General features: G+C 58.3%; 24 protein-coding genes. 1 reads left to right on the top strand and 23 read right to left on the bottom strand.

The genetic code is table 11. From position 1 onward, the window contains the following. Positions 1–96: 96 nt before the first annotated feature. The gene (locus tag ACQZ63_RS04300; protein ID WP_013635488.1) at positions 97–1,122 is read left to right on the top strand and encodes a LacI family DNA-binding transcriptional regulator; all 1,026 of its coding nucleotides are present in this window, start codon (positions 97–99) and stop codon (positions 1,120–1,122) included. Between the two features lie 9 nt (positions 1,123–1,131). Here ACQZ63_RS04300 and folD read toward each other — a convergent pair whose 3' ends face one another. The 23 genes from folD to ACQZ63_RS04415 form a co-directional block, all read right to left on the bottom strand. Continuing rightward, positions 1,132–2,031: a bifunctional methylenetetrahydrofolate dehydrogenase/methenyltetrahydrofolate cyclohydrolase FolD gene (gene folD / locus ACQZ63_RS04305; RefSeq protein WP_003515126.1), complete on the bottom strand. Its 900-nt coding sequence runs from the start codon at positions 2,029–2,031 to the stop codon at positions 1,132–1,134. Between the two features lie 77 nt (positions 2,032–2,108). Then, on the bottom strand, positions 2,109–3,884 hold the full coding sequence (locus ACQZ63_RS04310; RefSeq protein WP_113555499.1) for a GumC domain-containing protein: 1,776 nt from the start codon (positions 3,882–3,884) through the stop codon (positions 2,109–2,111). Between the two features lie 113 nt (positions 3,885–3,997). Then, a complete protein-coding gene (locus tag ACQZ63_RS04315; protein ID WP_019564297.1) occupies positions 3,998–4,672 on the bottom strand; it encodes a WecB/TagA/CpsF family glycosyltransferase in 675 nt (224 codons plus the stop codon). A 177-nt stretch (positions 4,673–4,849) separates the two neighbouring features. Further along, positions 4,850–5,386: a hypothetical protein gene (locus ACQZ63_RS04320; protein ID WP_003515123.1), complete on the bottom strand. Its 537-nt coding sequence runs from the start codon at positions 5,384–5,386 to the stop codon at positions 4,850–4,852. After that, positions 5,386–5,754 (bottom strand): hypothetical protein, encoded by a 369-nt coding sequence (locus ACQZ63_RS04325; protein ID WP_003515122.1) that lies wholly within the window; start codon positions 5,752–5,754, stop codon positions 5,386–5,388. The genes ACQZ63_RS04320 and ACQZ63_RS04325 overlap by 1 nt, the downstream gene beginning before the upstream one ends. Before the next feature lie 29 nt (positions 5,755–5,783). Beyond that, positions 5,784–6,341 (bottom strand): rod-binding protein, encoded by a 558-nt coding sequence (locus ACQZ63_RS04330; protein WP_003515121.1) that lies wholly within the window; start codon positions 6,339–6,341, stop codon positions 5,784–5,786. Between the two features lie 115 nt (positions 6,342–6,456). Further along, entirely contained in the window at positions 6,457–6,876 is a 420-nt protein-coding gene (locus tag ACQZ63_RS04335; protein WP_003515120.1) for a hypothetical protein, read from the bottom strand. 15 nt (positions 6,877–6,891) lie between these two features. After that, on the bottom strand, positions 6,892–7,647 hold the full coding sequence (gene fliR / locus ACQZ63_RS04340) for a flagellar biosynthetic protein FliR (protein ID WP_003515118.1): 756 nt from the start codon (positions 7,645–7,647) through the stop codon (positions 6,892–6,894). After that, a complete protein-coding gene (gene flhA, locus ACQZ63_RS04345) occupies positions 7,644–9,731 on the bottom strand; it encodes a flagellar biosynthesis protein FlhA (protein ID WP_003515116.1) in 2,088 nt (695 codons plus the stop codon). The genes fliR and flhA overlap by 4 nt, the downstream gene beginning before the upstream one ends. 159 nt (positions 9,732–9,890) lie before the next feature. Then, positions 9,891–10,157, bottom strand: coding sequence for a flagellar biosynthetic protein FliQ (locus tag ACQZ63_RS04350; RefSeq protein ID WP_003515115.1), 267 nt, complete (start codon positions 10,155–10,157; stop codon positions 9,891–9,893). Positions 10,158–10,206: 49 nt separating this feature from the next. After that, positions 10,207–10,677 carry a flagellar hook assembly protein FlgD gene (gene flgD, locus ACQZ63_RS04355; protein WP_003515114.1) on the bottom strand — a complete coding sequence of 157 codons (471 nt, stop codon included), beginning with the start codon at positions 10,675–10,677 and terminating at the stop codon, positions 10,207–10,209. After that, positions 10,668–11,117, bottom strand: a complete 450-nt coding sequence (gene flbT, locus ACQZ63_RS04360) for a flagellar biosynthesis repressor FlbT (RefSeq protein WP_097171503.1) — start codon at positions 11,115–11,117, stop codon at positions 10,668–10,670. Before flbT ends, flgD begins: the two co-directional genes overlap by 10 nt. Continuing rightward, positions 11,114–11,458, bottom strand: coding sequence for a flagellar biosynthesis regulator FlaF (flaF, locus tag ACQZ63_RS04365; RefSeq protein WP_003515112.1), 345 nt, complete (start codon positions 11,456–11,458; stop codon positions 11,114–11,116). The genes flbT and flaF overlap by 4 nt, the downstream gene beginning before the upstream one ends. 34 nt (positions 11,459–11,492) lie before the next feature. Continuing rightward, positions 11,493–12,596 (bottom strand): flagellar hook-associated family protein, encoded by a 1,104-nt coding sequence (locus ACQZ63_RS04370; RefSeq protein ID WP_003515111.1) that lies wholly within the window; start codon positions 12,594–12,596, stop codon positions 11,493–11,495. Between the two features lie 3 nt (positions 12,597–12,599). Continuing rightward, positions 12,600–14,078 (bottom strand): flagellar hook-associated protein FlgK, encoded by a 1,479-nt coding sequence (gene flgK / locus ACQZ63_RS04375; protein WP_003515109.1) that lies wholly within the window; start codon positions 14,076–14,078, stop codon positions 12,600–12,602. 22 nt (positions 14,079–14,100) lie between these two features. Further along, entirely contained in the window at positions 14,101–15,381 is a 1,281-nt protein-coding gene (locus ACQZ63_RS04380) for a flagellar hook protein FlgE (RefSeq protein WP_003515108.1), read from the bottom strand. Positions 15,382–15,485: 104 nt separating this feature from the next. Then, positions 15,486–16,157, bottom strand: a complete 672-nt coding sequence (gene rem, locus ACQZ63_RS04385; protein WP_003515107.1) for a transcriptional activator Rem — start codon at positions 16,155–16,157, stop codon at positions 15,486–15,488. A gap of 282 nt (positions 16,158–16,439) precedes the next feature. Continuing rightward, entirely contained in the window at positions 16,440–17,018 is a 579-nt protein-coding gene (locus tag ACQZ63_RS04390; protein WP_448799091.1) for a lytic transglycosylase domain-containing protein, read from the bottom strand. Then, positions 16,954–18,309: a flagellar hook-length control protein FliK gene (gene fliK, locus ACQZ63_RS04395; protein ID WP_113555500.1), complete on the bottom strand. Its 1,356-nt coding sequence runs from the start codon at positions 18,307–18,309 to the stop codon at positions 16,954–16,956. The genes ACQZ63_RS04390 and fliK overlap by 65 nt, the downstream gene beginning before the upstream one ends. Next, on the bottom strand, positions 18,306–19,583 hold the full coding sequence (gene motC, locus ACQZ63_RS04400) for a chemotaxis protein MotC (RefSeq protein WP_113555501.1): 1,278 nt from the start codon (positions 19,581–19,583) through the stop codon (positions 18,306–18,308). The genes fliK and motC overlap by 4 nt, the downstream gene beginning before the upstream one ends. Further along, on the bottom strand, positions 19,580–20,863 hold the full coding sequence (locus tag ACQZ63_RS04405; RefSeq protein ID WP_113555502.1) for a MotB family protein: 1,284 nt from the start codon (positions 20,861–20,863) through the stop codon (positions 19,580–19,582). The genes motC and ACQZ63_RS04405 overlap by 4 nt, the downstream gene beginning before the upstream one ends. Then, entirely contained in the window at positions 20,860–21,510 is a 651-nt protein-coding gene (locus ACQZ63_RS04410; RefSeq protein ID WP_019564304.1) for a hypothetical protein, read from the bottom strand. The genes ACQZ63_RS04405 and ACQZ63_RS04410 overlap by 4 nt, the downstream gene beginning before the upstream one ends. Before the next feature lie 251 nt (positions 21,511–21,761). Then, entirely contained in the window at positions 21,762–23,054 is a 1,293-nt protein-coding gene (locus ACQZ63_RS04415) for a flagellin N-terminal helical domain-containing protein (protein WP_019564305.1), read from the bottom strand. Positions 23,055–23,165: the final 111 nt, after the last annotated feature.

Below are 23,165 nucleotides of genomic sequence, written 5' to 3' on the forward strand. Positions count from 1 at the left end.
AAAACCGGCAGGGACTGGTAAAAAACTAAAGCGCTTTGGGAGTTAGAGGAGAGGCTTTTGCCATTTCCGATGCGCGCGCATGGAGGAAAAACAAACATGAACCTGAAACAGTTGTCGCAACTGCTGGGGATTTCTCAGACAACCGTCAGCAGAGCGCTCAACGGATATCCCGAGGTGAGCGCAGAGACGCGCCGCCGCGTCATGGAAGCCGCCGAAAAGACCGGATATCGCCCGAATGCTGCGGCGCAACGGTTGGCGACCGGCAAGGTCGGCTCCATCGGACTGGTCATGCCGGTTGGCGAGCACCACCGCTCGGATGTGCATTTCGGCGAATTCCTGAGCGGTCTAGGCGAAGAAGCGGCTCGCAGCGGATTTCACCTCGTCATCACGCCCACGGAGCCGGAAAAGGAACGGGAAGCCCTGCGGGGGCTGGCGGCGAGCGGCAGCGTCGATGGCATCTACCTCGCCTATATGAAGAAGAACGACGCCCGCATCGCCATGATGCAATCGCTTTCCCTGCCCTTCCTCGTCCATGGCCGCTCCATCGGCGTGGAAGAGGATTATCCCTTTCTCGACGTGGACAATGAGGCCGCATTTCGCGATGCGACCCAGCTGCTGCTTCAGCTTGGCCACAAGCGGATCGGGCTTCTTAACGGGCCGGAGGGCTACGACTTCACCTTCCGCCGCTGTCTCGGGGTGGAAAAGGCGCTGACGGCAAATGGGCTGACATTGCGCCCGGAACACACAAGACACAGCAGCATGACCGATGAGGAGGGTTATCTCGGCATGGAAGCGCTGTTGTCACAGCCGGAAAGACCAACCGCCATTGTATGCGCGAGTACCGCATTGGCACTCGGCGTGATCCGCTCTCTCAACCAGCGCGGCTTGAAACCGGGCAAGGATATTTCGCTGATTGCCCATGACGATGTGTTGCCGCTGTTGAAGCCCGACAATTTCTCGGTGCCTCTCACCACCACCCGCTCATCCTTGCGGGCGGCGGGGGTGCGTGTCGGGCAGCGCCTGATCAACCGGATCAAGCTTAACCAGACCGAACCTCATCAGGAACTCTGGAAGGCGGAACTTGTCGTCCGCGCCTCCACAGGACCGGCTCCGAAAGAGTAACTACCGATTTCAGAACTTCGGTGCGGTCTTTCCAAGCGCGCGATAGGCGGCGATGACGGTGTTGGCCATCAGCATGGCAATCGTCATCGGGCCTACGCCGCCCGGAACGGGGGTGATGGCAGCGGCGACTGCGCTTGCCTCATCATAGGCGACGTCACCGACCAGCTTCGATTTGCCTTCACCCTTTTCCGGAGCGGGAATGCGGTTGATGCCGACATCGATGACGGTCGCGCCGGGCTTTACCCAATCGCCCTTGACCATTGCCGCGCGACCCACCGCCGCCACGAGAATATCGGCCGTCTTGCAGACGGTGGCGAGATCCTTGGTGCGCGAATGCGCCATCGTCACCGTGGCATTGGCATTCAGGAGAAGCTGGCCCATCGGCTTGCCGAAGAGGTTGGAGCGGCCGATGACCACGGCGTTCAGGCCGGAAAGATCTTCGCCGTGAATGCTGCGCACCAGAAGCATGGCGCCGGCTGGCGTGCAGGAGATGAGGCCGGTTGCGAGATCGCCGGTCGCCAGCTTGCCGGCGTTCAGCACGCTCAGGCCATCGACATCCTTCTCGGGCAGGATCGACTGGATGATCTCATCGGAATTGAAGTGTTTCGGCAAAGGAAGCTGTACCAGAATGCCGTGGATGGAGGGATCGGCGTTCAGTTCGCCGACCAACTTCAGAAGCTGATCTTGAGTTGTTTCTTCCGGCAGCGTGTGCTGAACGGAATTGAAACCGCATTGCTTGGCTGTCTTGCTTTTGGAATTCACGTAAGCGTGGCTGGCCGGATCGTTGCCGACGATGACAACCGCCAGACCGGGCTTCACACCCTGTTCCGCCTCAAGCGTTTCTGCCGATTTGCGGACCGCCTCCGTTACCGAAGCCGCCTTTGCCTTTCCGTCAATCACAACTGCCATGCGTCCTGCTCCTGCTGGATTACGTTGGCCCCGTATGGTGCCGACTTTGCAGGAATGCAAGCAAAAATGCAGCTTCGTCAGGCAGTTTTGCGGTAGTCGTCGCGATGCTCGGCGTAATCGGCGAGGCGCTCCCTCAAGAGCGCCAACTCGCGTCTCAATTCCGCCAATTCCTCGGCTTCGGCCTGCTCGTGATCGAAATGCCCGGCAAGGGCTTCACTGAGCAAGGGCGGCAGCTCCGGTGTCGTCTGGGGGGTATTCCTGACGGTGCGGTTGCCCATCAGAACCTGCCGCACACGCTCGTCCAGCGGAATGTCATCGGTATCGAATCCGCTATCGTTCGCCGCCCCGGCGTAATAGTCCGCGAACTCAGCCTCCGGCTCGAATTCGCTATCCGCGGCCAGTTCTTCAAGATCATCGAACACATCCGGCTCGATCGGCTCGAACTCGGGAAACTGCCCCGATTGCTCAGGCGCTTTTTCGGAGGGCAGAACGTGCGCATCATCAAGGACGAGTGCCTCCTCCTCGTCATGGCGACGGTAGCTCAGGAGATACAGGCTGCCCAACAGGCCGAGCAACGCGCCACCGCCTGCCAGCATAGCGGCTTGTGTGAGGTCGCGCGACAATTCGCCCGGTCCTGCCTTCCTGGTGAGGCGGGTCTCAACGGCGGTTGTGGTGGATGAGGACATGTCCCGACGCTCGCTCGCCTCAAGGTAGGCATTTCGCGCCGTTTCCAGTTCACCCTGCAATCTGGAGAATTCACCGGGCGTGACACCAAGGCTGCTCAGGCGGTCGAGATGTTTCGTTCGTTCGGCGTTCGCGGTTGCAACTTCCTGTGCGACGCGCTTCTCATCGGCGCGCAAGCCATCGACCAGCTGACGCAATGCGGGAGCGACAAGCGCCTGCACGGCGTCTACGGCATTCTGGGCGGCGATGCGGCGGGGATGTTTCGGGCCGTAATCGACCGAGACGCCTGAAAGCGCCATGCTGGCACTTGCATGTCTTTGCCTGATGTCCTCAAGCACAGAGAAAGCAGCGCCTGACGGCAGGGGCTTTGACAATACGTCATTCGGCTTGAGGCCGGTGGCCACCGCCAGATCCGTCTGAAGCGACTGCTGCTGCTGGGTCGTCCCCGCAAGGCTGTCATTGAGGTCGCGCAATTGCTGCTCGAGTTGCTGCACTTCCGCCAGGACGGCCTCGCCGTGGCGCATCTGGAAACCGTTCAAGGCGGCTTCCGCCTCGTCCAACCGGGTGCGCGCCCGCTCCGTCTCGCGCATGGCGGGCGTCATGGTGCCGGCCTTGCCATCCGCCATGACACGCATCGAAAGATAATCCGTAAGCCGCATCGCGGTTTCCGGCGTCGCTGCCTTCGAGGTTACAATCAGCGTGTTTTCATCTGGCGTCAGTTCCAGACGTATCGCCTCGCCCACAGCACCGTTCAATGCTTCACGCGGGGAAAGCGAACGGGTATCCGCCCCGGTCAAAAGGTCGAAAAGCAGGCCAAGTTCGCCCTGATTGCGAACGCCGACCATGTCGGCGGGCTTCAATTTGAGGTCGCCCGTTATACGGTCCAGACCGGACGGAGAAAGCAGGGTGCGGCGGGCCATGGCAAGAAAGCGTGCCGCATCGGGTGCATCGTAGCCGGCCTGGGTAACCTCGACATGCGCCTGCGAAACATATCCGCGAAAACCGGAATCGATGAGCAGCAGCGGAAGTGCAGCCCCCACAACGGTGGCGGCGGCTACGCAACCGGCTGTCAGAAGCCGCAGACAATGTTTGCGAAATTGCGACGCAGGCACGGCAACACCATCCTCATCAGGGCGCGTCGCCATCATATCGGGACTGTGATCAACCATCTGAAGCCGTCTGCCACGCTCGGCGCCGCCCGCAACAGGCGGCTTTCAAAACCTTACGGGAGGTTAAAGGATCGTGGCAAACAAATGGTTAACGCGGGCCTTGCCGACCCGCCTCAGCCCTTGCCGAGCGCGATGTGCCAGGGCTCGGCGCAAAGGCTGTAAAGCCAGCTCATATGCAGCTTGCGAAAGATTTCGGGCATGCCAGCCACTTCGGACGCCAGCACCTTGAACAGGGGACCGACCGCGATGACGAGACGCGCATCGTCGCGATTGATGCTGCGATGCAGCCATTTCTCCTGGTTTTCCGCAAGCATGCCCGCCAGCACGACATCCACCTTCACGCCCGAAGTATCCCGATTCAGCATCACGAAATCATGCCAGGGCGCATGTGCGCGCAGCTTGGCGAGGACCTCTCCGACCTGTGCTGCATCATCCCCCGCAACGCCGATACGTTTCGGCACCGCCATATAGGTCAGAAGTGCCATGACGAAGGCAACGCCATCGATGGTCTCGGGCAGAGGCTTGCCGTTTTCGGCCCGTGCGGCGGCATTCATACCCCTGCCCTGCGGCAGAAGCAGACAGCTTTCCAGAATCTGCCTGTAAGCAATGTCCTTGAGGGACAGCCTGGCATTCTGGATGGTAAGAAACGAGAGCATCGTGTGGCCGTCACAAGCCGAAGCCTGGCCGCTGACCATTTCCAGCGCCCCGTTCCAGTCCAGATCACAGACGCGCAGTCCGTGAATATTCCGTTGCGATCCCGTCCGCGCAAAATCTGCTGCGAAATTCATGCCAGCCCCCGAATGCCACATCCACCGCCGCCAATCCGGCGCATGGTTTGCGGGACAGCAGCTCATGGATCTGTTTATACAGATGCTGGTTGAATTTACCCTGAAGGCAACCGATCGAATATTCCGGAAAATAGAAAGGGGCGATTAACCAGACCGGTGGCCTGCACCGCGCCGCCGTCAGTGGCTTGGGGCCGCTTCTTTTCCGGTGTCGACTTTCTCGCCTTCGACAAGCTTCACCGACCGGGGCGAGCCGTTGCCCTTTTGCTCGCGAATATCGGCCTTCGACAGATAATCGAGCTGCTCGATCAGGACGTCCCCGACCACCTCGTCGCCGAGTTTCTTGTTCAGCCCCTCTCGGATGCGCTGCTTGAAGACATCAGGGTCAAAGGTGGAGATATTGGCGATGTTGACCATGGAAGAACCCGCCAGAAGCGTGAAGAGTTCGTCGGTCATCAATTGCGTTGCGGGCAGTTCGATCTTCGCCATCTTGTCCTTGTCGACACGCAAGGAAATGCGGCTGAGGAAATAACCGTTCACACCACCGTCATTGATGACGGGGATGGTGATGCTTTCGCCTTTGACCAGTTGCAGACTTGCCTTTTTCGCCCCCGCCTCATCTCCCGACGAGGGGGCCGTCGCCATCTGGACGGAGAAATACACCGCGCCGAGCGTGACGGCGCAAACCCAGACGCCGGTGAGAAGAAGCTTCAACATCAGGAGGCTGCGCCGTACATGAACTGTTCCTGGGAATAGGTGCCGTCCGTATCGGCTTCCTGGATCGCGGTCTTGAGAAGATCCGCAACAGCGCGAACCGCATTCAGATGCGCCTCGACGCGGCTGGCATTGGTCGCGAGCTTGGACTTGATGCCCTGCACCTGATCGAGATGTCCGGCGGCGATTTCCTCATGGGGCGTATCGCGGAACAACATCGTCAACTCATAGAGGCAACGGCTTTTATGGGCATTGGAGACTTTGAAATCGAACTGGGGGTCCTTACCGATATTGTCATTCTCATTGTCGATGATCATTTCAAGACGGCCGAGAACGGATTTGATGCGGTGGTCGTTCGACATAAGGTCCATGCTTGTCTCCTCGTTATGATTTATCATGCTCAAGCCTCGTCCGTTTTATCATTGGAAACGCCGAGGACCTGCCTTTCGAACTCCGCCACCATCCGAATTGCAGCATTATGGTCTTTGTCATTCATGGATACGTCGGTAATGCCTTTGCTCTCGGCTTTCCGCAACGCATCCTTGTAGGCCTGTTCTGCAATGCCAACGCCGCCATTTCTGGAGATCGTGTCGGCAAACTGTTCCGCCATCATGCTTTTCCAGATCTCGCCGGCGTTGCCCTTGCCGTAGACCTCCTCGCTGTCTTTCGGCAGCATGTTGGCAACGAAGGTCTGAAGCACGGAAGCCTCATACTTGCGATATGTTTCCGGAACTTCGGTACGGGCAGAGCGGATGTTGGTATTGCCGAGACCTGCCTTCGAGGTGGCGCTGTCAAGCATATCAATGGCAGCGCCAAAGCCCTTGCCCGAATCGGCAAGGCTCGTCGCAGCGAAAGCCGCCTTGTTCGCCTTCAATTTTTCCTGGGCGACCTGCACTTCCTGAGGGTCCGCAGCGCGAACCACATCCATCACCAGATCGCTTATAACCGATATCGCCACGTCCAGAACTCCCGAGCTGACGAACGGGCGGCATTAAAACCGGGGCGTTCGCTCAATCAAGAAACACCGCTGAATACGTCTCTCTGGACGCCCAACGATGCAACAACGGGACAGACTATGGATCGCCAACCTTGCTGGAGGCTGGTGTCCGGGATGCGTTCGTGATTTCTAACAGATCATAGATTGCATTGTCGTCGGCCTCACGATCCTCGAGATCGCGCGCGAGGTGCATCCTGTCCTCCAGCCGGTCGGCCTTGGTCTTTTCCTTCAGCACCTTGTTTTCCTGCAATTGCTGCACGCCGGAGAGCTGACGGTCCTTGACGACAAGGCGGCCGTAACGATCCGAATAGTGCCTGGAGAACGTCTGGTGGACCGGCTCCATGGAACTCATCGCTTCAAGCACGTTCTCCATGGATTGCGCCACTTCGGCACGCACGCGGGTGGTGTCGGCCAGTTCCACCTCGGCCATTTTCTCCATGTGGCGCTGGACCGTTACCAGGCGCTTGAGTTTGGCCGAACGCTTGTCCGAAGCCATGGCGTTTTCTCCAGATCAGAAGCCGATGAAGACCGGGCCGAAACCATCCACGAATTGCCGGATGAGGGCCGCGATCGACAGGTAAAGCATGAAAATACCGCCCGCGAGAACGAAAGGCGTCGATATGAAGTAGACCGGGATTTGCGGCGCCAGCTTGTTGATGAGGCCGACCGCAACGTTGAACATCAGACCGTAAATTACAAAGGGGCTGGCAAGCCGCAGCATGATGGAAAAGGAGGCGCGCAGCGTGTCTGTCAGGGTTATCAGCATCTTCTGGCCGCTGATGAGCGCGCCGACCGGTGTCGTTGCGTAGGAATCGACCAGCGCCCGCAGGACGATATGGTGGAAATCCAGGATGAACAGCACCATGAGCCCACCGAAGGTGATGAAGTTCGATATCTGGTTTTCCTGCACGTCTTCAACGGCATCCGCTCCGCCGGGAGCGCTAAGCCCGATGGATGCGCCGATGAGCGCGCCCGTGAACTGGAAGCCGAGCGTGTAAAACCGCGCGATCAGCCCGTACATCGCGCCAATGACGATCTCGGTGAAGATGAGGCCGACAACGGCGCCCTGGCTTGCGCCGGAGACTTTCGGATAGATCGTATCCCACAGTACCGGCAGAAGCGCCATGGACACCGCAACGCACAGGAGAATGCGTATCTGCGGCGAGATGCGCGAACTGGAAAAGCCCGGCATGGTCATGAAGCAGGCGCCGATACGGCAAATTGCAAGGAACAATGCGATAATTGTCCCTTGCGGGTCGGTTATCATGAAATGGCGCCCAGAATCTTGATCTCCAGCCCCTTGGCCAGTTCCACATGCGAGAGAACCGGCAGGGTCGCAAAGAGTCGTTCGATGATCATGCGCACATAGGACCGTGTTTCCGGCGACGTGACAAGGACAAAGGGTAGTCCGCGATCCATGAATTCACGGATAACTTTCGATGCCTGCTCGGAAAATTCCTCGAGATGGCGGGGATCGATATCGAATTCGACGATTTCGCCCTTTTGATCGCGCTTGAGCGCCTGATGGAAGACCATGTCCCATTTGTTGCCGAGGCGAAGCACACGCAATACGCCATTGTCGGCAAGATCGCCGCAGAGCTGCTGCGACATGCGCACCCGTACATGTTCGACGATCTGCTCGGTCTTGCGCACATGCGGGGCAAGTTCGGCGACCGCTTCCAGAATGAGATGCAGGTTGCGGATCGACACACGTTCGGCGAGCAGCAGTTTCAGCACGGCCTGCAGGCCGGAATAGGACATGTGCGACGAGCAAATTTCGTCGGCAAGCTTCTTGTATTCCGGGTCCAGCCTGTCGATGAGGATCTTGACGTCCTTGTAGGACAGCAATTGCGGCAGATTGTTGCGAATGACTTCGCTCAGATGCGTCAGCACCACAGAGACATTGTCGATCGGGTGGAAACCTTCGCGCTTCAAATCCTCGGTGAATGTCTCGAGAATGGAAACGGCCGGCATGCCGAAGGCGGGTTCGCGGATTTCGTCGCCCGGAATGCTCGGCTTGCGCCCTGCCCCCGTTACGACAAGAACATCGCCAACGCGCAGATTGCTCGACGCGATCGTCGTGCCATGGACACGGATCTGGTAGGCCTTTTCCGGGATCATGATGTCGTCGGAGACCTTGATCTCCGGCACGACGAAGCCGTATTGGGTCGCGAATTTCTTGCGCATCTTGCCGACACGGAAAGCCAGTTCCTGATGCGCACCGAGGAGGCGGGTCGAAACCTGCTTGCCGAGGGCAAGTTCGATTTCGGACGTCTTGAGGACCTGCTTGACGGAGTCCTTTTCCGCTTCGTTGGTCTGGAGAACCTTGTCTTCCTCTTCCTGACGGCGCTGCGCACTTTCCGCTTCGACCTGGCGCGGAATATACCAGCTGCCGAAGGCCATGATGCCGCCCAAAAGCGTGAAGGGCAGGAAGGGCAATCCCGGCATGACGGCAAGAAGCCCCATCAGCATGGCTGCGACCATCAAGGCACGCGGATATCCGCTCAGCTGATTGATGACGGCCTGATCCGTCGATCCCGAGGTGCCGCCGCGCGACACCAGAAGGCCGGCCGCCAGCGACACGATAAGGGCCGGGATCTGCGAAACGATACCGTCGCCGACCGAAAGCTTTACGAAAACATCGGCAGCCTCGCCGATCGGCATGCCGTGGCGGAAGTAACCGATGATGATGCCGCCGAAAATATTGATCGCGGTGATGATCAGGCCGGCGATCGCATCGCCGCGTACGAATTTGGAAGCACCGTCCATCGAACCGAAGAACGAGCTTTCCTCTTCCAGCTCGCGGCGACGGCGTTGCGCTTCCTTTTCATCGATGATGCCGGCGGACAAATCGGCATCGATCGACATCTGCTTGCCGGGAATGGCATCCAGCGTGAAGCGCGCGCCGACTTCGGCGATACGGGTGGCACCCTTGGTGATAACGATGAAGTTGACGGTGATCAGGATCAGAAAGACGATCAAACCGATCACGAAGTCGCCCGACATGACGAGGCTGGAGAAGCCCGCAATCACGCCGCCCGCCGCCGTCGGCCCCTCGTTGCCGTGCGAAAGGATGACACGCGTCGTCGCGATGTTCAGCGACAGGCGAATCATGGTCGCGATCAACAGCACGGTTGGAAAAGACGAGAAATCCAGCGGACGCTGGATCCAGAGCGCCACCATGAGGATGAGGACCGAAAGTGCTATGGAAAAGGCCAGACCGACATCCACCAGAACAACCGGAATGGGCAGGAACAGCACGCAGAGGATCGACACGATGCCCAATGCGAAACCGACATCCCGCATGCTCGGGCTTACCTTGGGCAAGGAAATGACTGGTGGTTGCGCCATAAAATCGTCCTGTCTCTTCATGAGAAGGGCGACGGAAAAGCCGCCGCACGGTTCCGCGGCACCGGTTTTCTAAAATCGCTGACGCAATTCAGCCCGATGCTTCAGCCTATCCCTAGTCGCTGAAGCTTGCGCGAGGATGGCATCCAGACGGGACGGGCGTCAGAAGCCCGACTGAACCCGCGAAAAAACTAGATTGGAAAAAAGGGCGATCTGCGCGCCCACGAACGGGGCGGCAACGCCGAGAACGATCATGATCGTTACGATTTTAGGGACAAAGGTCAGCGTCATTTCCTGAACCTGGGTCAGGGCCTGGATGAAGGCGATGGCGACACCAACGATCATGGCCGCGAGAACGGCGGGACCGGCCGCGACGAGAACCGTCCAGACTGCCGCCTGCATGATATCAAGCGCATCGGCCTCGTTCATCGTCGCATCCTTTATTCCGGAAAGGCGGCATCATGCCGCCTCTTCAATGTCAGGAACCTGCAGGCACGTCCGAATCGGTGCCGCTATCAGGTGTAGTCGCGATCGGACCGTTCGAGAAGGTCACACCGGCCTGCAGCAGCACTTTGTCACCAGCTTCTGTGATGGCGACGACGCCGTCCGAATAGACTTCGACTTCCTTTACCACGCCGGTGACCTTGTCGTCGGCGCTCTTGACCGTTTTGCCAACCAGGTCGGAAGCGCGCGTCAGGGCTTCGGCCTGCAGCATGCTCTTCAGATGGGTGTTGGTCTTGATCGTCTGCTCAACCTGCGAGAAGCTCGCAAGCTGCGACATCTGCTGGCCGGCATCCATCGGGCTGGTCGGATCCTGGTTTTTCATCTGGGCGATGAGAAGCTTCAGGAAGCTGTCGTAGTTAAGCGAGGCCGCGCTTTTGTCGTTGCTGCTCGCCCCGGCATTTGCCCAGGGATTAGAGGCTGCCGACGTGACTGCATCTACCGCCATGGTGCGATCTCCTTGCGAATCTGCTCGATCGTTGCGGGGGTCATTTCCTGATTGTTGAGGATCTTTTCCTCGGTCGGGTACAGGCCACGAATGGCCTTCAGCGCTTCGAAAGCCTTACCCGAGGCAACCAGACCGTCGATACGCTTGAGTTCGGCCAGAATCTCATCATGCTGGAAGCAATTCAGCAGCATGCTCACGGATTTGCGGAACAGGTTCGTCGACTGTTCGCGTCCTTCCGGGTTGATGAGGATCATCTGGGCGATGAAATAAAGCTGTCTGAGCGGCGTCGTCGCCTGCTCCGGCTGCAGGACGTGGTTTTCAAGCAGGAACGTGACATCGTTCAGGAATTCGAGGGCCACCTTGCGATCCACCCGCAAAACCGCGCCGTTGATGAAAATCTTTTCGCCCGATTTCAGCGAGATTCGAAGTGTACTTTTCATTTCAGTCCATCCCTGATGATGGTTGTCACGTCAATTATACCCTGGAAATTCGTCGACTGACGTTTCCGGATCAGTTCGCACTCTTTCAAAATCCAGATCGCGATCGAAATCAGATTTGCCCTGAGTTCCATGGCCAGCTGGTTTTCGGGCTGCTTGAGGTCCTCAATGAAGCGGATCCAGACCCGTCGAGTGTAAAAAAGCGCTTCGATCGTGTGGCGCTGGGAAGAGGAATCCTTTGCCTCCACCAGTAGATCGATCGATTTTGTCAACGCCTGCCGCTCGCGATCCTTCGCGTCTGCGACACCATCCTCCATGATTTCGGCGTAGGAAAACTGGTACATTCATGTATCCTTTATCTGCCGCCACCCCTGTTCATCAGAGGTAGTTTACCAGACTCATTTTTTGCAGACGCGACGTAAGGCTGTAGGCAATTTCAATCTGCTGCTGGAGCAGATCCAGGCGTGTCTTCACCTCGTAGGTATCGATCCCCTCGATATCCAGCAGATGAGTCTCGATGATCTTTTTCTGGGCGGCGAGCGAGTCGTTCGCTTTCGAAACACGGCTTTCGGAAAGGCCGAGCTGGCTCTGCTGCTGGTTCAAACCACTAATGACCGTGCCTATATTGGTCACCGACCTGGTCGCCACCAGTTCGCGAACGTCGCTTGGGACCTTGTCATCAAGGAACGTCATCGCCGTCATTGCTGTCATCGCGAAATAACGCATGCCCTGCGAGTTGCTGTTGGTCGATGTCTCGACCACCTCGTTCTGGCTGATGCGGCTCGTCATGTTCGTGTCGCTCGCCTTCGACCCATAGGTCGTCCAGAAATCGTAATTCTGGCCGGCCGTCAGATCGCTGTGCGGTGGGTTCGTAACCGGCGTAGTACCGTTGAACACGCCTTCGATACGGGTCATGAACGCCGCGGCCTGATCTTTGGACAGGTCGGCAATGTTACCGACCGCAGGTGTCTGTGCCGCCATGAACGCGTTCAGCTCAACCTCATAGGCTGCCTTCAGCGTCGATCCTTCGGCAAAGTAGTCATCGATAGGCTTCACATCCGTATTGATGCCGGAAAACAGAAATTCGCCACTGACTGCCGTATTGGCAAAACCGGTGAAGGTGTTGAACGCATTCGAAATGGTTTTGGCGACCGTTGCCAGCGTTGGTGCTGCGCTGCTGGTATTCGGAACAAGAACCTTCTGAATTTCCTGGGCGGCCTTTGCCATGCCATCAAGTGCCGCCTGAGAGGACTTGAGGCGCTGCGTGGCGATGGAATTGACGCTGACGAGCGAAGAGAGACGATCGACATCGCGATTAAGGTCAAGACTGCGGGCCGTGTTGGCACCCAGCGTCACGCCCAGGTCCGCATGTTTGCCCGTGGTCAGCTCGGTATTGAGGTTCGTCATCTCAAGCTGGGCCTTGAGGATGGTGCTGCGCATGCTGTTCTGCATCGCCAGCGATGAAATGAAGGACGTTTTCATCTATTACCTCACCATATCCATCAGCGACTTGAGCATGTCGTCGATGGTGGTCACCAGCTTCGTGGCGGCCTTGTAGGATTGCTCGATATCCATGAGCAGCGAAAGCTCCTCATCCAGGCTGACGGCAGTATTGTTCGAATAGGAGGTGGCGGAGCGCTCATAGAGCGCGCTTTTCGCTTCGTTTGCCGAAGTTGCGCCGGATCGTTCCTGTTCGAGCCACCCCACCGAGTTGGTGCCGTATTTCAGGATGCTTGTATTCGTATCGATACGTGTCGACGCGGCAAAATTCATGGGCGCGTCAAAAGCAGTGACATAGCTGTCGATCAGTGCGGAAAACCCGGTTCCGCCTGAAGTTGTGCTGTTGATTACATAAGCGGTACCGTTGATACCGCCGTCGCGCAACAATTCCGGGTTTCCACCTTTGGAAATAATTAACGCAGGGTTGACGGTAATGCTCGCAGCGAGCCCGGGAGAGACAACACCGCTTGCCGGAATGGTTGTGGCCGCAGGGGAGCCGTAGGTGAAGAGGCCTGGCATCTTCGGCAGCGTGCTGGTGGGGCTGGCCGGCTTTTCCGCAAACATGGTGATGAGGCCGCGCGCAATTTCGTCGAGCTGGCTCTGCATGGTTGGCGCCAGGTCGTCACGAACCTGCATCAGACCCTGAAGCGAACCTTCCGCTGTCGTGTTGCTGCCGCTGCTCGCCTTGATCGCGACGCCATCAACGTAGATCGCGTTCCCCGTGACCGTCGCGTCGTAGCCCGGCTGCGCCTTGAAAGTAACCTTGCGCGGCACGACTTCGAACAGGGTCGCGCCATCCGCCGTGTAGAGCGCCACGTCGTTGTTTTCACGATTGACGACATTGATCCCGATGATGGACGAAATGTCCTTCAGCAGCGTCTCGCGCTGGTCGAGAGCATCACTTGGATTGCCGCCGATCGCGGTCTGCGCCTTGACCTCGTTGTTGGCTTCCTCGAATTTCGCGAGCAGGCCGTTCAGCTTGTCGACCTGAAGGGACATTTCCTTGTCGGCACGCAGGCGCATCGCCTGCAACTCGGACGAAGCCTTGTTCAGGGAATTGGCGACGTCCACGGCTGATGTAACCGCAGTCGCAGCAAGCGCGGAATCGCTCGGCTTTGAGGCGTAACCGTCAAGGCTCTTCAGCAGTTCCTTCATATAGGTGGCAGGCGAACTCTCGTAATCGTTGCCGCCGAAAAGGCTTTTCATCTCCTCGAGCCCGGTCAGAACGGTTTTCTGGCCGGAAGCGAGGGATGCACTGGAGATCGTCTGCCTCAGGAGGCTCTCATTCTGGGCACGGCCGTTGGCGACAATACTTGCACCTGACATGGTCGTGCCGAGAATGGCGGTTCGCTTGACGTAGTTCGCATTACCCACATTGGCAATGTTTTTCGAAGTAACGTCCGTCTGCTTACCTGTATTGTTGAAGATCGACTGCGCAGTATTCATTGCTGACGTGAGCGACATTCATTTGTCCTCGTGAGAATTACTATCTCTTCAGATTGATCAGGACATCCATCAAATCCGACCCGGTCTGGAAGACTTTCGAATTCGCTGTATAGATACGCTGGGATTCAATCATATCGGTGAGTTCGCTGGCGATATCGACGTTCGAGCCCTCAAGTGCACCCTTCTGGATGTAACCGAAGCTGCCCGTCTGCGGGAAACCGATGGTGACGACGCCCGACTCGTTGCTCGGCAGATAAACGTTGCCGTTCTGAGGGGAGAGGTTGTCGACGCTCGGCACCGTGGCAACCGCCAGCTGGTAGATGTTGCGGCGGCCACCATCCTGATAGACTGCAGTCACTACGCCGTCCTTGCCGATTTCCACGTCCTTGATCTGGCTCGGGCCGTTACCGTTCAGGATCGCGGTGCCGGGCGTGAACTTCGTCGAGAACTGCGACATGTCGGACAGGTCGATACTTATTGCCTGCGGGACGCCGCTGACCGTGTCGTTGATGGTGATCGACTTTTGAGAGGTAGGTGTGAGCTTATTGGTCGCCGGGTCGAATGCCAGCGTGACTGATTCCTTGACAAGGTTCGCTGCTGGGGTCGCCGTGTAAGGGAAGCCGCCATTGGTCGACTGGTCCTGACGATAGACTGCCACTTCCCAGGTATTGGCGCCGGTCTTGGTGTAATAGAAATCGTAGAGAACCTTCGCGCCACCGCTGTCGTACGCCGTCAACGATGTCTTGTTACCGATCGTCGATGTTGCAAGGTTGTCGCTCGGACGCGAGCCCGCCGCAACAGCGGCTTCATCGCGATTGAGGTTGGCCGGGAAGCTGCCCTGCGTGGAGGGCGATGCTGTCAGGCCGAAATTATTGACGTTGACGGCCTCAAGGCCGGTAAAGCCGTTGACGACGGCAGCTGGCGCATTTGCCCCGTAGGGGTAACCCATCAGCTGGAAGCCCGCTGCGTTTTCCAGGTAGCCTTCCGCATTCTTCACGAACGAGCCGGCACGTGTGAGATAAGGCGTGCCGCCACCATCCTGAACCACGAAGAAACCGTTGCCCTGAATGGCAAGATCGGTGCTCGACGTGGTGTAGGACAGGTTGCCCTGCTCTGAAATGCTGTAGCGAACGTTGGACTGCACGCCGCCGGAGGCATAGCTGCCCGACGAAGAGGGCAGAACGAGCGAGGAGAACGACGTCGATGCGCGCTTGTAGCCGGTGGTGCTTGCGTTAGCGATGTTGTCGCCAACGGTTCCCAGCTTGTTAGCCTGTGCATTCATGCCGGACACACCGGTTCGCATAGTGCCGAAAATACTCATTCAAAAACCCTCGTGGTCATCTTCAGGGAGAAGGTAAAGCGTTTGGCTTGCGTGAAGCTGTCTGAAATACCGCGTTTGAAAAAGACTACGCGGATGAATGAATATTATTGCCAATCAATGCTGTAACCGAGGAAACGCTTGGAATCGACCGGATCGTAGCCGAGCTTCTTGCGAAGCTTCTTGCGAAGCTTGCTGATGTGGCTTTCCACGACGTTCTCTTCGACGTCATCATCGAAGATGCCGTAGATGGCATTGAAAATCTGCGCCTTGGAAACGCGGCGTCCGCGATTGGCAATCAAATATTCAAGGATGCGGCGCTCGCGCCGCGGCAAGGCAAAGACCTCGCCACCGACTTCGGGATCACGACCGTCGGAGAAAACCCGGATCGGTCCCGCATCGGTGAAATTCGAGATAACCTGCAGGCGGCGACGGATCGCCGCCGCACGCGCAAGGATTTCACGGGGGTGAACCGGCTTGCGCACGACATCGTCGACGCCGCTGTCGAACAGCGCCAGCGTCGATTCCAGCGATGGCTGGTCGCTGACCGCGATCACCGGTGCCGTCGTGCGATCCCTGATCGCCTTCGGCAAGGAGAAGCTCCGGTCGCCCTGACCGATCAGGAATGCCTCTACGGCCGCCAGATCGCTGTCCGCTGCCGTCGAGACCCACTCCCCGAATTCGACCGGATCGAAACCGGTCGAGGGGATGCCCTCACGCCCAAATAGAGAAGTATAGCCGTCTTTAACGAGCTCGCGCTCATCAACCACTACGATCATTCGTCCGCCTCCGAATCAGTGTGGTGTTTTCCAATGCGGCATTGGTACGAATCGGGGGATTCAGCGACAACTGTAGGAAATCATCGATAGTTATTAATAATTGATTAACCATTTTGTGCCGATTTGATCTATATATAGTGGTTGTTAACCATATACGGTACAAAATTTTTGTGTAAAAATTTCAAAAATCCGAAAAAATCGCTTGCGGCGCCTTTTTTAGGGCTTTCTCTCGCCACATTTCAAATTGCGAGTCCTTGACCGCATAAAAACAATCGATGGTTGTTATCCGTCGCAGAAATTTTTCGCGTTGGCGGTCCATTTTCCGTAGCCCGTCGCCACCAGATTGGCGATCACCCGGCAGACATATTTCTTTTGAGCCGGGTCGTTGTTGGGCCCGGCATGATAGCGGGCGACCGCCATGGTCCAGGTTTCGTGCCTGTTGTGGAGATTGCGCAGGAACATGGCGGCATATTCGACATTGCGGCGCGGATCGAACATTTCACGCGCGGATGTGAAGTTTTCGCCATGGAAATAGTGGTTTATCTGCATGCATCCGAGGTCGATCAGCTTGGCGCCGTTGCGCTTTGCCGTCTCGAAAGTGGTCAATGCCTCCTCGGTGGAGGAGGCAAATACCGGTTTTCCCTCAATATTCATGGCGTTGGGGTCAAGCCGACCCTTGCGACCTGTCTCGGTCAGGCCGACAGAATAGAGAATTCCCTCCGGCACGCCGTATTTCCGGGCGGCGGACTGAATTTCCCTTTCACAGACACCTGACGTTGCCGAAGCGGAGGCGTTTTCAGAGGTAAACGCCGTTGTCAGCAGAAGTGCGGGCAGAGCCAAGAGCGCTATCCATGCCTTCATTATGCACCCCCAAATTATCACCATTGCCCTGCCGTCCGCCCCGTGTGCCGGACTCGTCACGGTTGCGCCCTGCGGCGGCCTGTTGGCCCTGCTGCTGCGCCTGCTGATTTTGCTGATTGTTGGCTTGTGTGCCCGTTTGGTCACTCTTGTCAGAAGAAGCAATGCTGATCGTGATGTTATCGACCGTCAGACCCTGCGCCTTGAGGCCCTCGAGGATGCTCTTGCTGTCCTGCTGAAGCTTTTTGTAGGCGGCCACGTTCTCCACCGTCATGTGAACGGCAAGCTCATCGCCGGCAAGACGCAACGACATCGTCACCGATCCCAGCTCGATCGGCGTCATGTGCAGCTTCAGCGTATGGACGACTTTGCCGGTGCTGCTCTGGGCCGCCTCATTGGACAGCGACGAGCCGGGCTGCATGGCGCTAACCCATTCAGAATCATTGGCGATGAGGCCGGTCAGAGCCGAGGCGTTGGATGAAGGTGCCAGACCAATGAACCGCCGCGAATCGAGAACGGTAATCGTCTCGGTCGCCTTGCCACTGCTTTCCCGGGCATCGAACTCGACGCGGCCATCCCGCTGAACCGTACTCATATCGAGAGCGCGGGCCGTGCCGGAACGAGGAGATGCGAAGCGGAATGCCGAGGCGTCGCCTTCAGTGCCCGATCCGGATCCGGCTTCGTTTCCGGCAAGCTCGGTCCGTGCGTGCATGTCCTTCGCCAGAGGCTCAGCCTTGCCCCTGACAGTTTCGACCTTTTCGGATTTGACATCGGCCTTGCCGGCAATCGCCTGCGCAATTTCCTCAAGGGGCGTCTTGGCTGTCACGATTTCGCCGACATTGGCCGTGAGCGTCTGGAGCTCTGCCAGCTTCGGATCGATTGCATCCGCCGCCGTCTGGCTCTCCTTGTCGGCGTCCTTGACCTTCTTGCCAGGTTTGCCGTTTTCAGGCGATGTATGCGCCGTCTTAATCGCATTCTGAAGTTCCGCCAGCGCCTCGTGACCATGGCCTTCTCCGGAATGGTCCTTGACGATCACGTTCAGGAAGCTCGGGGGCCGCTTGACCGGCACATCCGTCTTTTCCGCATCGTCATCCGGTTGAGCATGCTGCTCCTCAGCCGATCCCGCTTCCTGCTGATGACGCGAATGCGGTGCCTGCGGCGGGCGCTCTTCCCTGACCGTCGCGAGAGTGTCGCCGAAACTTCCGCCTTTGGCGTCGTCCCTCACACTGGCGCTGCCAGCGCGCGGATCGTTATATGGCGCATTCACTATCGCGTTGATGGTTGCGTCGATCATGGTGCCCCCTCGCCTTTCTTCAAAAGGCTGTCGATTTCATCGAGCTTACTGCGGCCGCTCGTCACGAGTTGCCGGACGTTCTCGCCCTCATCCTCAGCCTTGTGGTTTTCAACTCTCCATATGCCCTTGGTCTCTGCACTGGCCGCCTCATTCGCGGGCGCGCCCGACCCGGCCCCCTGCCCTGCCGTGACACCGGGATCGGCGCCAGGCTGCGGGGAAGGCGGACGAACCACCTGGTCGGCGATTGCCCTTGCCGCGTCCCGCAGGGCCCTGTCGCGATCCGAAAGCTGGGCCTCGGGAATTTGCCCGATTGTTTCAATCGCGCTCACCACATCGGGCGTGCCGATATTGGAAAGGCTTTCATAGAGATTTGCCTGAACTTGCGGCTGGTCCGGCATATCCGGCGACAGCGCTTTCGCCTTCAACGCCGCCATGCGCGCCAGCGAATCCTTGCCGCTGATCGCCGCGAGACGGGACAGGCGCAGATAAGCTTCCTTCTGCCTCTCCGCGTCCATCATGGCGAATGTTTCCTCTATCGTGTCGTGCCCGATGGAATCGACACGTTTGACCACAAGTGAGACCAGAAGGTCCGCGAACTGGCTGGCATAGGGCGAATGCAGGAACCGCCGCGCGTAACGCTGTGCATATTCAACGCCACGTCCGGCATCGCCGTCTTCAACGGCGATAGCAAGCGAGCGGCGGAGTGCAGCCTCCTCCACGATGGTACCGGGCGCTTCGAGCCGGGCTATGTCATAGAAACCGAGGGCAGCCACCGGATCGCGGGGGATCGTCACATTGCCGCCGATCAGTGCAAGATAGGCGCCAATTCTCGTGCCGCGATACTCGGGCACCATGGCCGCGATGCTCTGGGCGACCAGCGTTCCCTTGCCGGACAGATATTTGCGCAGAATATCGGCGACGCGGCTGTCGAAATTGCCGTCAACATCCCGCGCGACGAGAAATTCGAGCGTGGCCGGATTGCCGCCGCTCATCGCGTAGACAAGCGCCGCATCGACATTGCGCGGATCCTTGAAGATCGCCGAAGGTGCGCTCTTCAGCCGCTCGTCGATCGTCTGGAGTAGAAACCGCTGCATTTCGGTTGCCGAATGGTCTCCCATGGTGACCGAATCCTGCACGAACTGCAGGGAGCGCAACATGGCATAGGGCATGAGGTTGTCTTGCGATTGCGCAAAAACCTTCGCCGGTTCGGCACCGAGACCACACAGTGTCGCCGCAAGAAAAACCCAACGTTTCGAGGATTTCGTCACACTCACCCCCGATCGGCCTCAAGCAGGATTTCGATACGGCGGTTCGCATTCGCCAGCGGGTCTGCCGGCACCTGCAATCTGCGGTCGGCAAAACCCGAAACCTGTTTCACCCGCTCTTCCGACAGGCCGCCGCGAACCAGCATGTAATAGGCGCTATGCGCGCGGTCCATGGAAAGCCGCCAATTGTCATTGGCCTCACCCTTGAACTGGCGTCCATCGGTATGGCCGCGGATCACCACGCTGCCGCCACGCTCCTGAAGCAACTTGCCGATCTTCTCCATGGCCAGAACCATTTCGCCGCGGGGCACAGCCGATCCGACATTGAACATCGGCGTTTCCGTCTGGTCGGAAATGGTCAACAGCAATCCGCCTTCGGCGGGCGTCACCACCAGACCTTCGGCGAGCTTGCCGCTGATGCCGGATATCTGCTTCTCGATCTCTTGGCGCAGCTCTTTGGCCTCTTCCTTCTGCGCAGCAGTACCTTGCTGCTGCTCCGGCTGAGGCTGCGTAAGTGCTGCCTGCTCGGCGGCACCCGGCCGCTGCTGCGGCACAACGGCGGCGACTTCCATGGCCTTGCCGTGATCTGAACCATCGGCTGGCTGCTGAGACGATTTAGCCGCAACCGCTTCATTATCCTTGGCAGCGTCCTGCTGCTTGTTCTCGGCAGATTGCTGCTGTTCGACCGGATTTTGCTGCTGGTCCGCACGTGTGATCTTCACCTGCTGGGTCCAGAAATCGGGATCGAAGGGATCGCGGTAAGCCTCACCGCCGCTCGCACCCGTCGCCGGGCCGGAATCGGCAGCACCACCTTCGCCCTTGGCGCTGACATTGGCCTGTTGCCCGACCTGCTGGGCAATTTCCGCCAGAACGGAATAGGGATTCTCGAAAAAGTCCGCTTCGGAGAAGTTCGACTGCTCCCCGGTCTGCGAGGTCAGGTCTTCACCTGTCGCAGCGGCCGAACCCTGGGTGACCTTTTCCGCCTTTATGTTGGACTGGTCTTTCTTCTCGACGCCCTCTTCCTTGTCCACGGGTTTTTCCAGCCCCTTGGACGAGGGTTTCTCATCGGACAGCTTTATCGGATTGAAATAGCTGGCGACCGAGGCCTTGGTTTCCTCGTTTGCGGCATTGACCAGCCACATGACGAGGAAGAACGCCATCATGGCCGTCATGAAGTCGGCGTAAGCGATCTTCCACGCGCCGCCATGGGCGCCATCGTGCCCGCCCTTGTGGCGTTTGACGATGATGATCTCGTTCTTGCCGTGGTGGTGATTTTCGCCTTCACTCATTTCATCACCTTGCGAAGACTGGACGCCCAGGCGGACATGCGCGTGACGAACACGCTTTCACCCAACTCAACGGAGAGATCGATATCTGCCGTCTCGGTAAATTTCATCGTCTCTTCTTCAAAGCCCGGCTGCGTCTTCAGCTGCTCAAACAAATCTTTCGGGCCTTTCACGACAAGGGTCACGGCCTCGCCATCCGGCATGGAAGCACGAACGACATCCGCAAGCGCCGAAACCGCCTTCAGCGACAGCTCTTCGGTCAGAACCGGGGCAAGGATATTGGCGGTCTGTTCGCTGAGATTGGTGGCGATCGCATCGATGCCTTCACGCAGTCTCAGCGACAGGAAAACGGCAATTTCTTCCAGATAGACGGAACGTAAGCCTTCGAGTTCTGCGGCATGAGCGGCAAGAAGCTCCTCGCGCTCGGCCTGCATTTTCTCCGTGATCTCGCGGGTCGCATCCTCGTGACCACGGGCATAGGCGGCCTGTTTTTCGCTTTCGACGTCGAGCGGCTCGAATTCATCGAAACCGGACGCAATATCGCCAAAACCGGAAATGCCGTCGACATCCGCCAACGGTTCGCCGAACGTGAGTCCCGCGGGCTGCACGTCACCGAAATCCTTGAGATATCTTGCAATGGATGCGCTCATGCCCGCCCCCGGCAAAAGAGGCCAAAGGGGCGAGACATGTTTCGTTGCCTGCGATCAAAGCCGTTTGGCGGCACCACCGTCATCCTTGCTACCCTGCCCGTCTCTTCAATTGTTTCCGGCCGGATCACGCCATGCGAACCACCCGATATTGCCCCGACGTTAGGTGTTCAAACTTGTGCGAGGATGAAGGCGGGCCCCGTTTTCAGAAACCTTGCAACCAACTCCCCCGAACCCGCCGGACCGACGCCGGTTTACTTGAAGAGCTGAAGGATGTTCTGCGCGTTGGCATTGGCGATCGAAAGCGCCTGGATGCCGAGCTGCTGCTGTGTCTGCAGAGCCTTCAGCCTGGTCGATTCCTCGTTCATATCCGCATCCACGAGACGGCCGATACCCTTGTCGATCACGTCCATCAGGCTCGAGACGAAGTTTTCCTGCATGTTGATGCGGCTCTGTAGTGAGCCGAGGCTGGAGGCCGTACTGGTCATGGCTTCGAGCTGCTTGTCGACAAAACTCATCATCACATCGATGGCATCGGAAGCGGTGTAGTTCGTGGTGCCACCGGAAAAACCGCTCATGGCTGCCGCCACGACATCGAGATTGTCGAGATCGAGCGTGGAGACGGAAAGACCGAGGGATCTGGCAACGGAGGTCGGCGCACCGGTCGTGTCATAGAACCAATCGTTGCTGCCTGTGTCCCGATAGGCCGCCGCGACGGTGGTGGTGCCGCTCGAAGGGTTGGTCGCCGTCACCTTGACCCAGGTATTCTCGGACAAACGAAGATAATTCACCGTTCCGTTGCTGTAGACGCTCGGGTCGGCATTCGTATCCGGCGTCGCCGCATTCAGCGTGCCGATTTCCGCGTCCGTCAATTTCTTGACGACGTAACCCGCATTGGTGGTCACGCCGGCTGTCGTCGATGTTTGGGTGATCTGTTGTTCCGTCTTCGCGACAAAAACGGCGCTCTTGTCGAGAATACCGAGTTTTCCGCCGCTGAGGTCGAAAAGCACGGCACTGCCGTCCAGCACATAGTCAACCGTGGTGACGCCGACATTGCCCGAACCGGTGCGCGTGAAGGACGCGACGACCTTTTTGGTGATGGGTTCTACAACCGGCGGCGTGCCACCATTGCTGATGCTGGCCTGCAGCCAGTTCTCGCCGGAGAAGGAGGCAGATTCCGACGTGCTCTTCAGCTGTTCCTGAAGCTGCTTGATTTCGTCCTGGATCTTGCCGCGGTCAGCCCCGACGCCATAGGCGGCGACAAGCTTTTCCTTGATTTTCTTGACGACCTCGATCGAGTTCGCAAGGGCGTCATAGGCCGTATCAACCTTGGCGGCGCCCAGTCCCAATGCATCCTGCACGGCCGAGAGCGCTGCATTGTCGGAGCGCATGGTTGTGGAGATAGACCAGTAGGCGGCATTGTCCGCCGCCGTTTCGACACGGTAGCCGGACGACACACGCGCCTGCGTCGTCTCGAGATTCTTGTCGATCATGCGCAAGGTTTGCAGCGCGGCCATCGCCGCCGCATTGGTCAAAATGCTGGTCATTGGGTCCACCCAATTGGTACTGTCAGGAAAAATCCGGCGCTGCGCCGAAAACGAGCAGAGGCATCATGCGCATCAGCGATGGTAAAAAGAGCCACCGCGACCTGCCGTTCG

The sequence above is a fragment of the Agrobacterium sp. CG160-95 genome (assembly GCF_053521725.1).

Bases quoted from the DNA above. Each gene is read 5' to 3' on its own strand.
- ACQZ63_RS04300 (WP_013635488.1), top strand. From the start codon at position 97: ATGAACCTGAAACAGTTGTCGCAACTGCTGGGGATTTCTCAGACAACC.
- folD (WP_003515126.1), bottom strand. From the start codon at position 2,031: ATGGCAGTTGTGATTGACGGAAAGGCAAAGGCGGCTTCGGTAACGGAG.
- ACQZ63_RS04310 (WP_113555499.1), bottom strand. From the start codon at position 3,884: ATGGTTGATCACAGTCCCGATATGATGGCGACGCGCCCTGATGAGGAT.
- ACQZ63_RS04315 (WP_019564297.1), bottom strand. From the start codon at position 4,672: ATGAATTTCGCAGCAGATTTTGCGCGGACGGGATCGCAACGGAATATT.
- ACQZ63_RS04320 (WP_003515123.1), bottom strand. From the start codon at position 5,386: ATGTTGAAGCTTCTTCTCACCGGCGTCTGGGTTTGCGCCGTCACGCTC.
- ACQZ63_RS04325 (WP_003515122.1), bottom strand. From the start codon at position 5,754: ATGGACCTTATGTCGAACGACCACCGCATCAAATCCGTTCTCGGCCGT.
- ACQZ63_RS04335 (WP_003515120.1), bottom strand. From the start codon at position 6,876: ATGGCTTCGGACAAGCGTTCGGCCAAACTCAAGCGCCTGGTAACGGTC.
- fliR (WP_003515118.1), bottom strand. From the start codon at position 7,647: ATGATAACCGACCCGCAAGGGACAATTATCGCATTGTTCCTTGCAATT.
- flhA (WP_003515116.1), bottom strand. From the start codon at position 9,731: ATGGCGCAACCACCAGTCATTTCCTTGCCCAAGGTAAGCCCGAGCATG.
- ACQZ63_RS04350 (WP_003515115.1), bottom strand. From the start codon at position 10,157: ATGAACGAGGCCGATGCGCTTGATATCATGCAGGCGGCAGTCTGGACG.
- flgD (WP_003515114.1), bottom strand. From the start codon at position 10,677: ATGGCGGTAGATGCAGTCACGTCGGCAGCCTCTAATCCCTGGGCAAAT.
- flbT (WP_097171503.1), bottom strand. From the start codon at position 11,117: ATGAAAAGTACACTTCGAATCTCGCTGAAATCGGGCGAAAAGATTTTC.
- flaF (WP_003515112.1), bottom strand. From the start codon at position 11,458: ATGTACCAGTTTTCCTACGCCGAAATCATGGAGGATGGTGTCGCAGAC.
- ACQZ63_RS04370 (WP_003515111.1), bottom strand. From the start codon at position 12,596: ATGAAAACGTCCTTCATTTCATCGCTGGCGATGCAGAACAGCATGCGC.
- flgK (WP_003515109.1), bottom strand. From the start codon at position 14,078: ATGTCGCTCACGTCAGCAATGAATACTGCGCAGTCGATCTTCAACAAT.
- ACQZ63_RS04380 (WP_003515108.1), bottom strand. From the start codon at position 15,381: ATGAGTATTTTCGGCACTATGCGAACCGGTGTGTCCGGCATGAATGCA.
- rem (WP_003515107.1), bottom strand. From the start codon at position 16,157: ATGATCGTAGTGGTTGATGAGCGCGAGCTCGTTAAAGACGGCTATACT.
- ACQZ63_RS04390 (WP_448799091.1), bottom strand. From the start codon at position 17,018: ATGAAGGCATGGATAGCGCTCTTGGCTCTGCCCGCACTTCTGCTGACA.
- fliK (WP_113555500.1), bottom strand. From the start codon at position 18,309: ATGATCGACGCAACCATCAACGCGATAGTGAATGCGCCATATAACGAT.
- ACQZ63_RS04405 (WP_113555502.1), bottom strand. From the start codon at position 20,863: ATGAGTGAAGGCGAAAATCACCACCACGGCAAGAACGAGATCATCATC.
- ACQZ63_RS04410 (WP_019564304.1), bottom strand. From the start codon at position 21,510: ATGAGCGCATCCATTGCAAGATATCTCAAGGATTTCGGTGACGTGCAG.
- ACQZ63_RS04415 (WP_019564305.1), bottom strand. From the start codon at position 23,054: ATGACCAGCATTTTGACCAATGCGGCGGCGATGGCCGCGCTGCAAACC.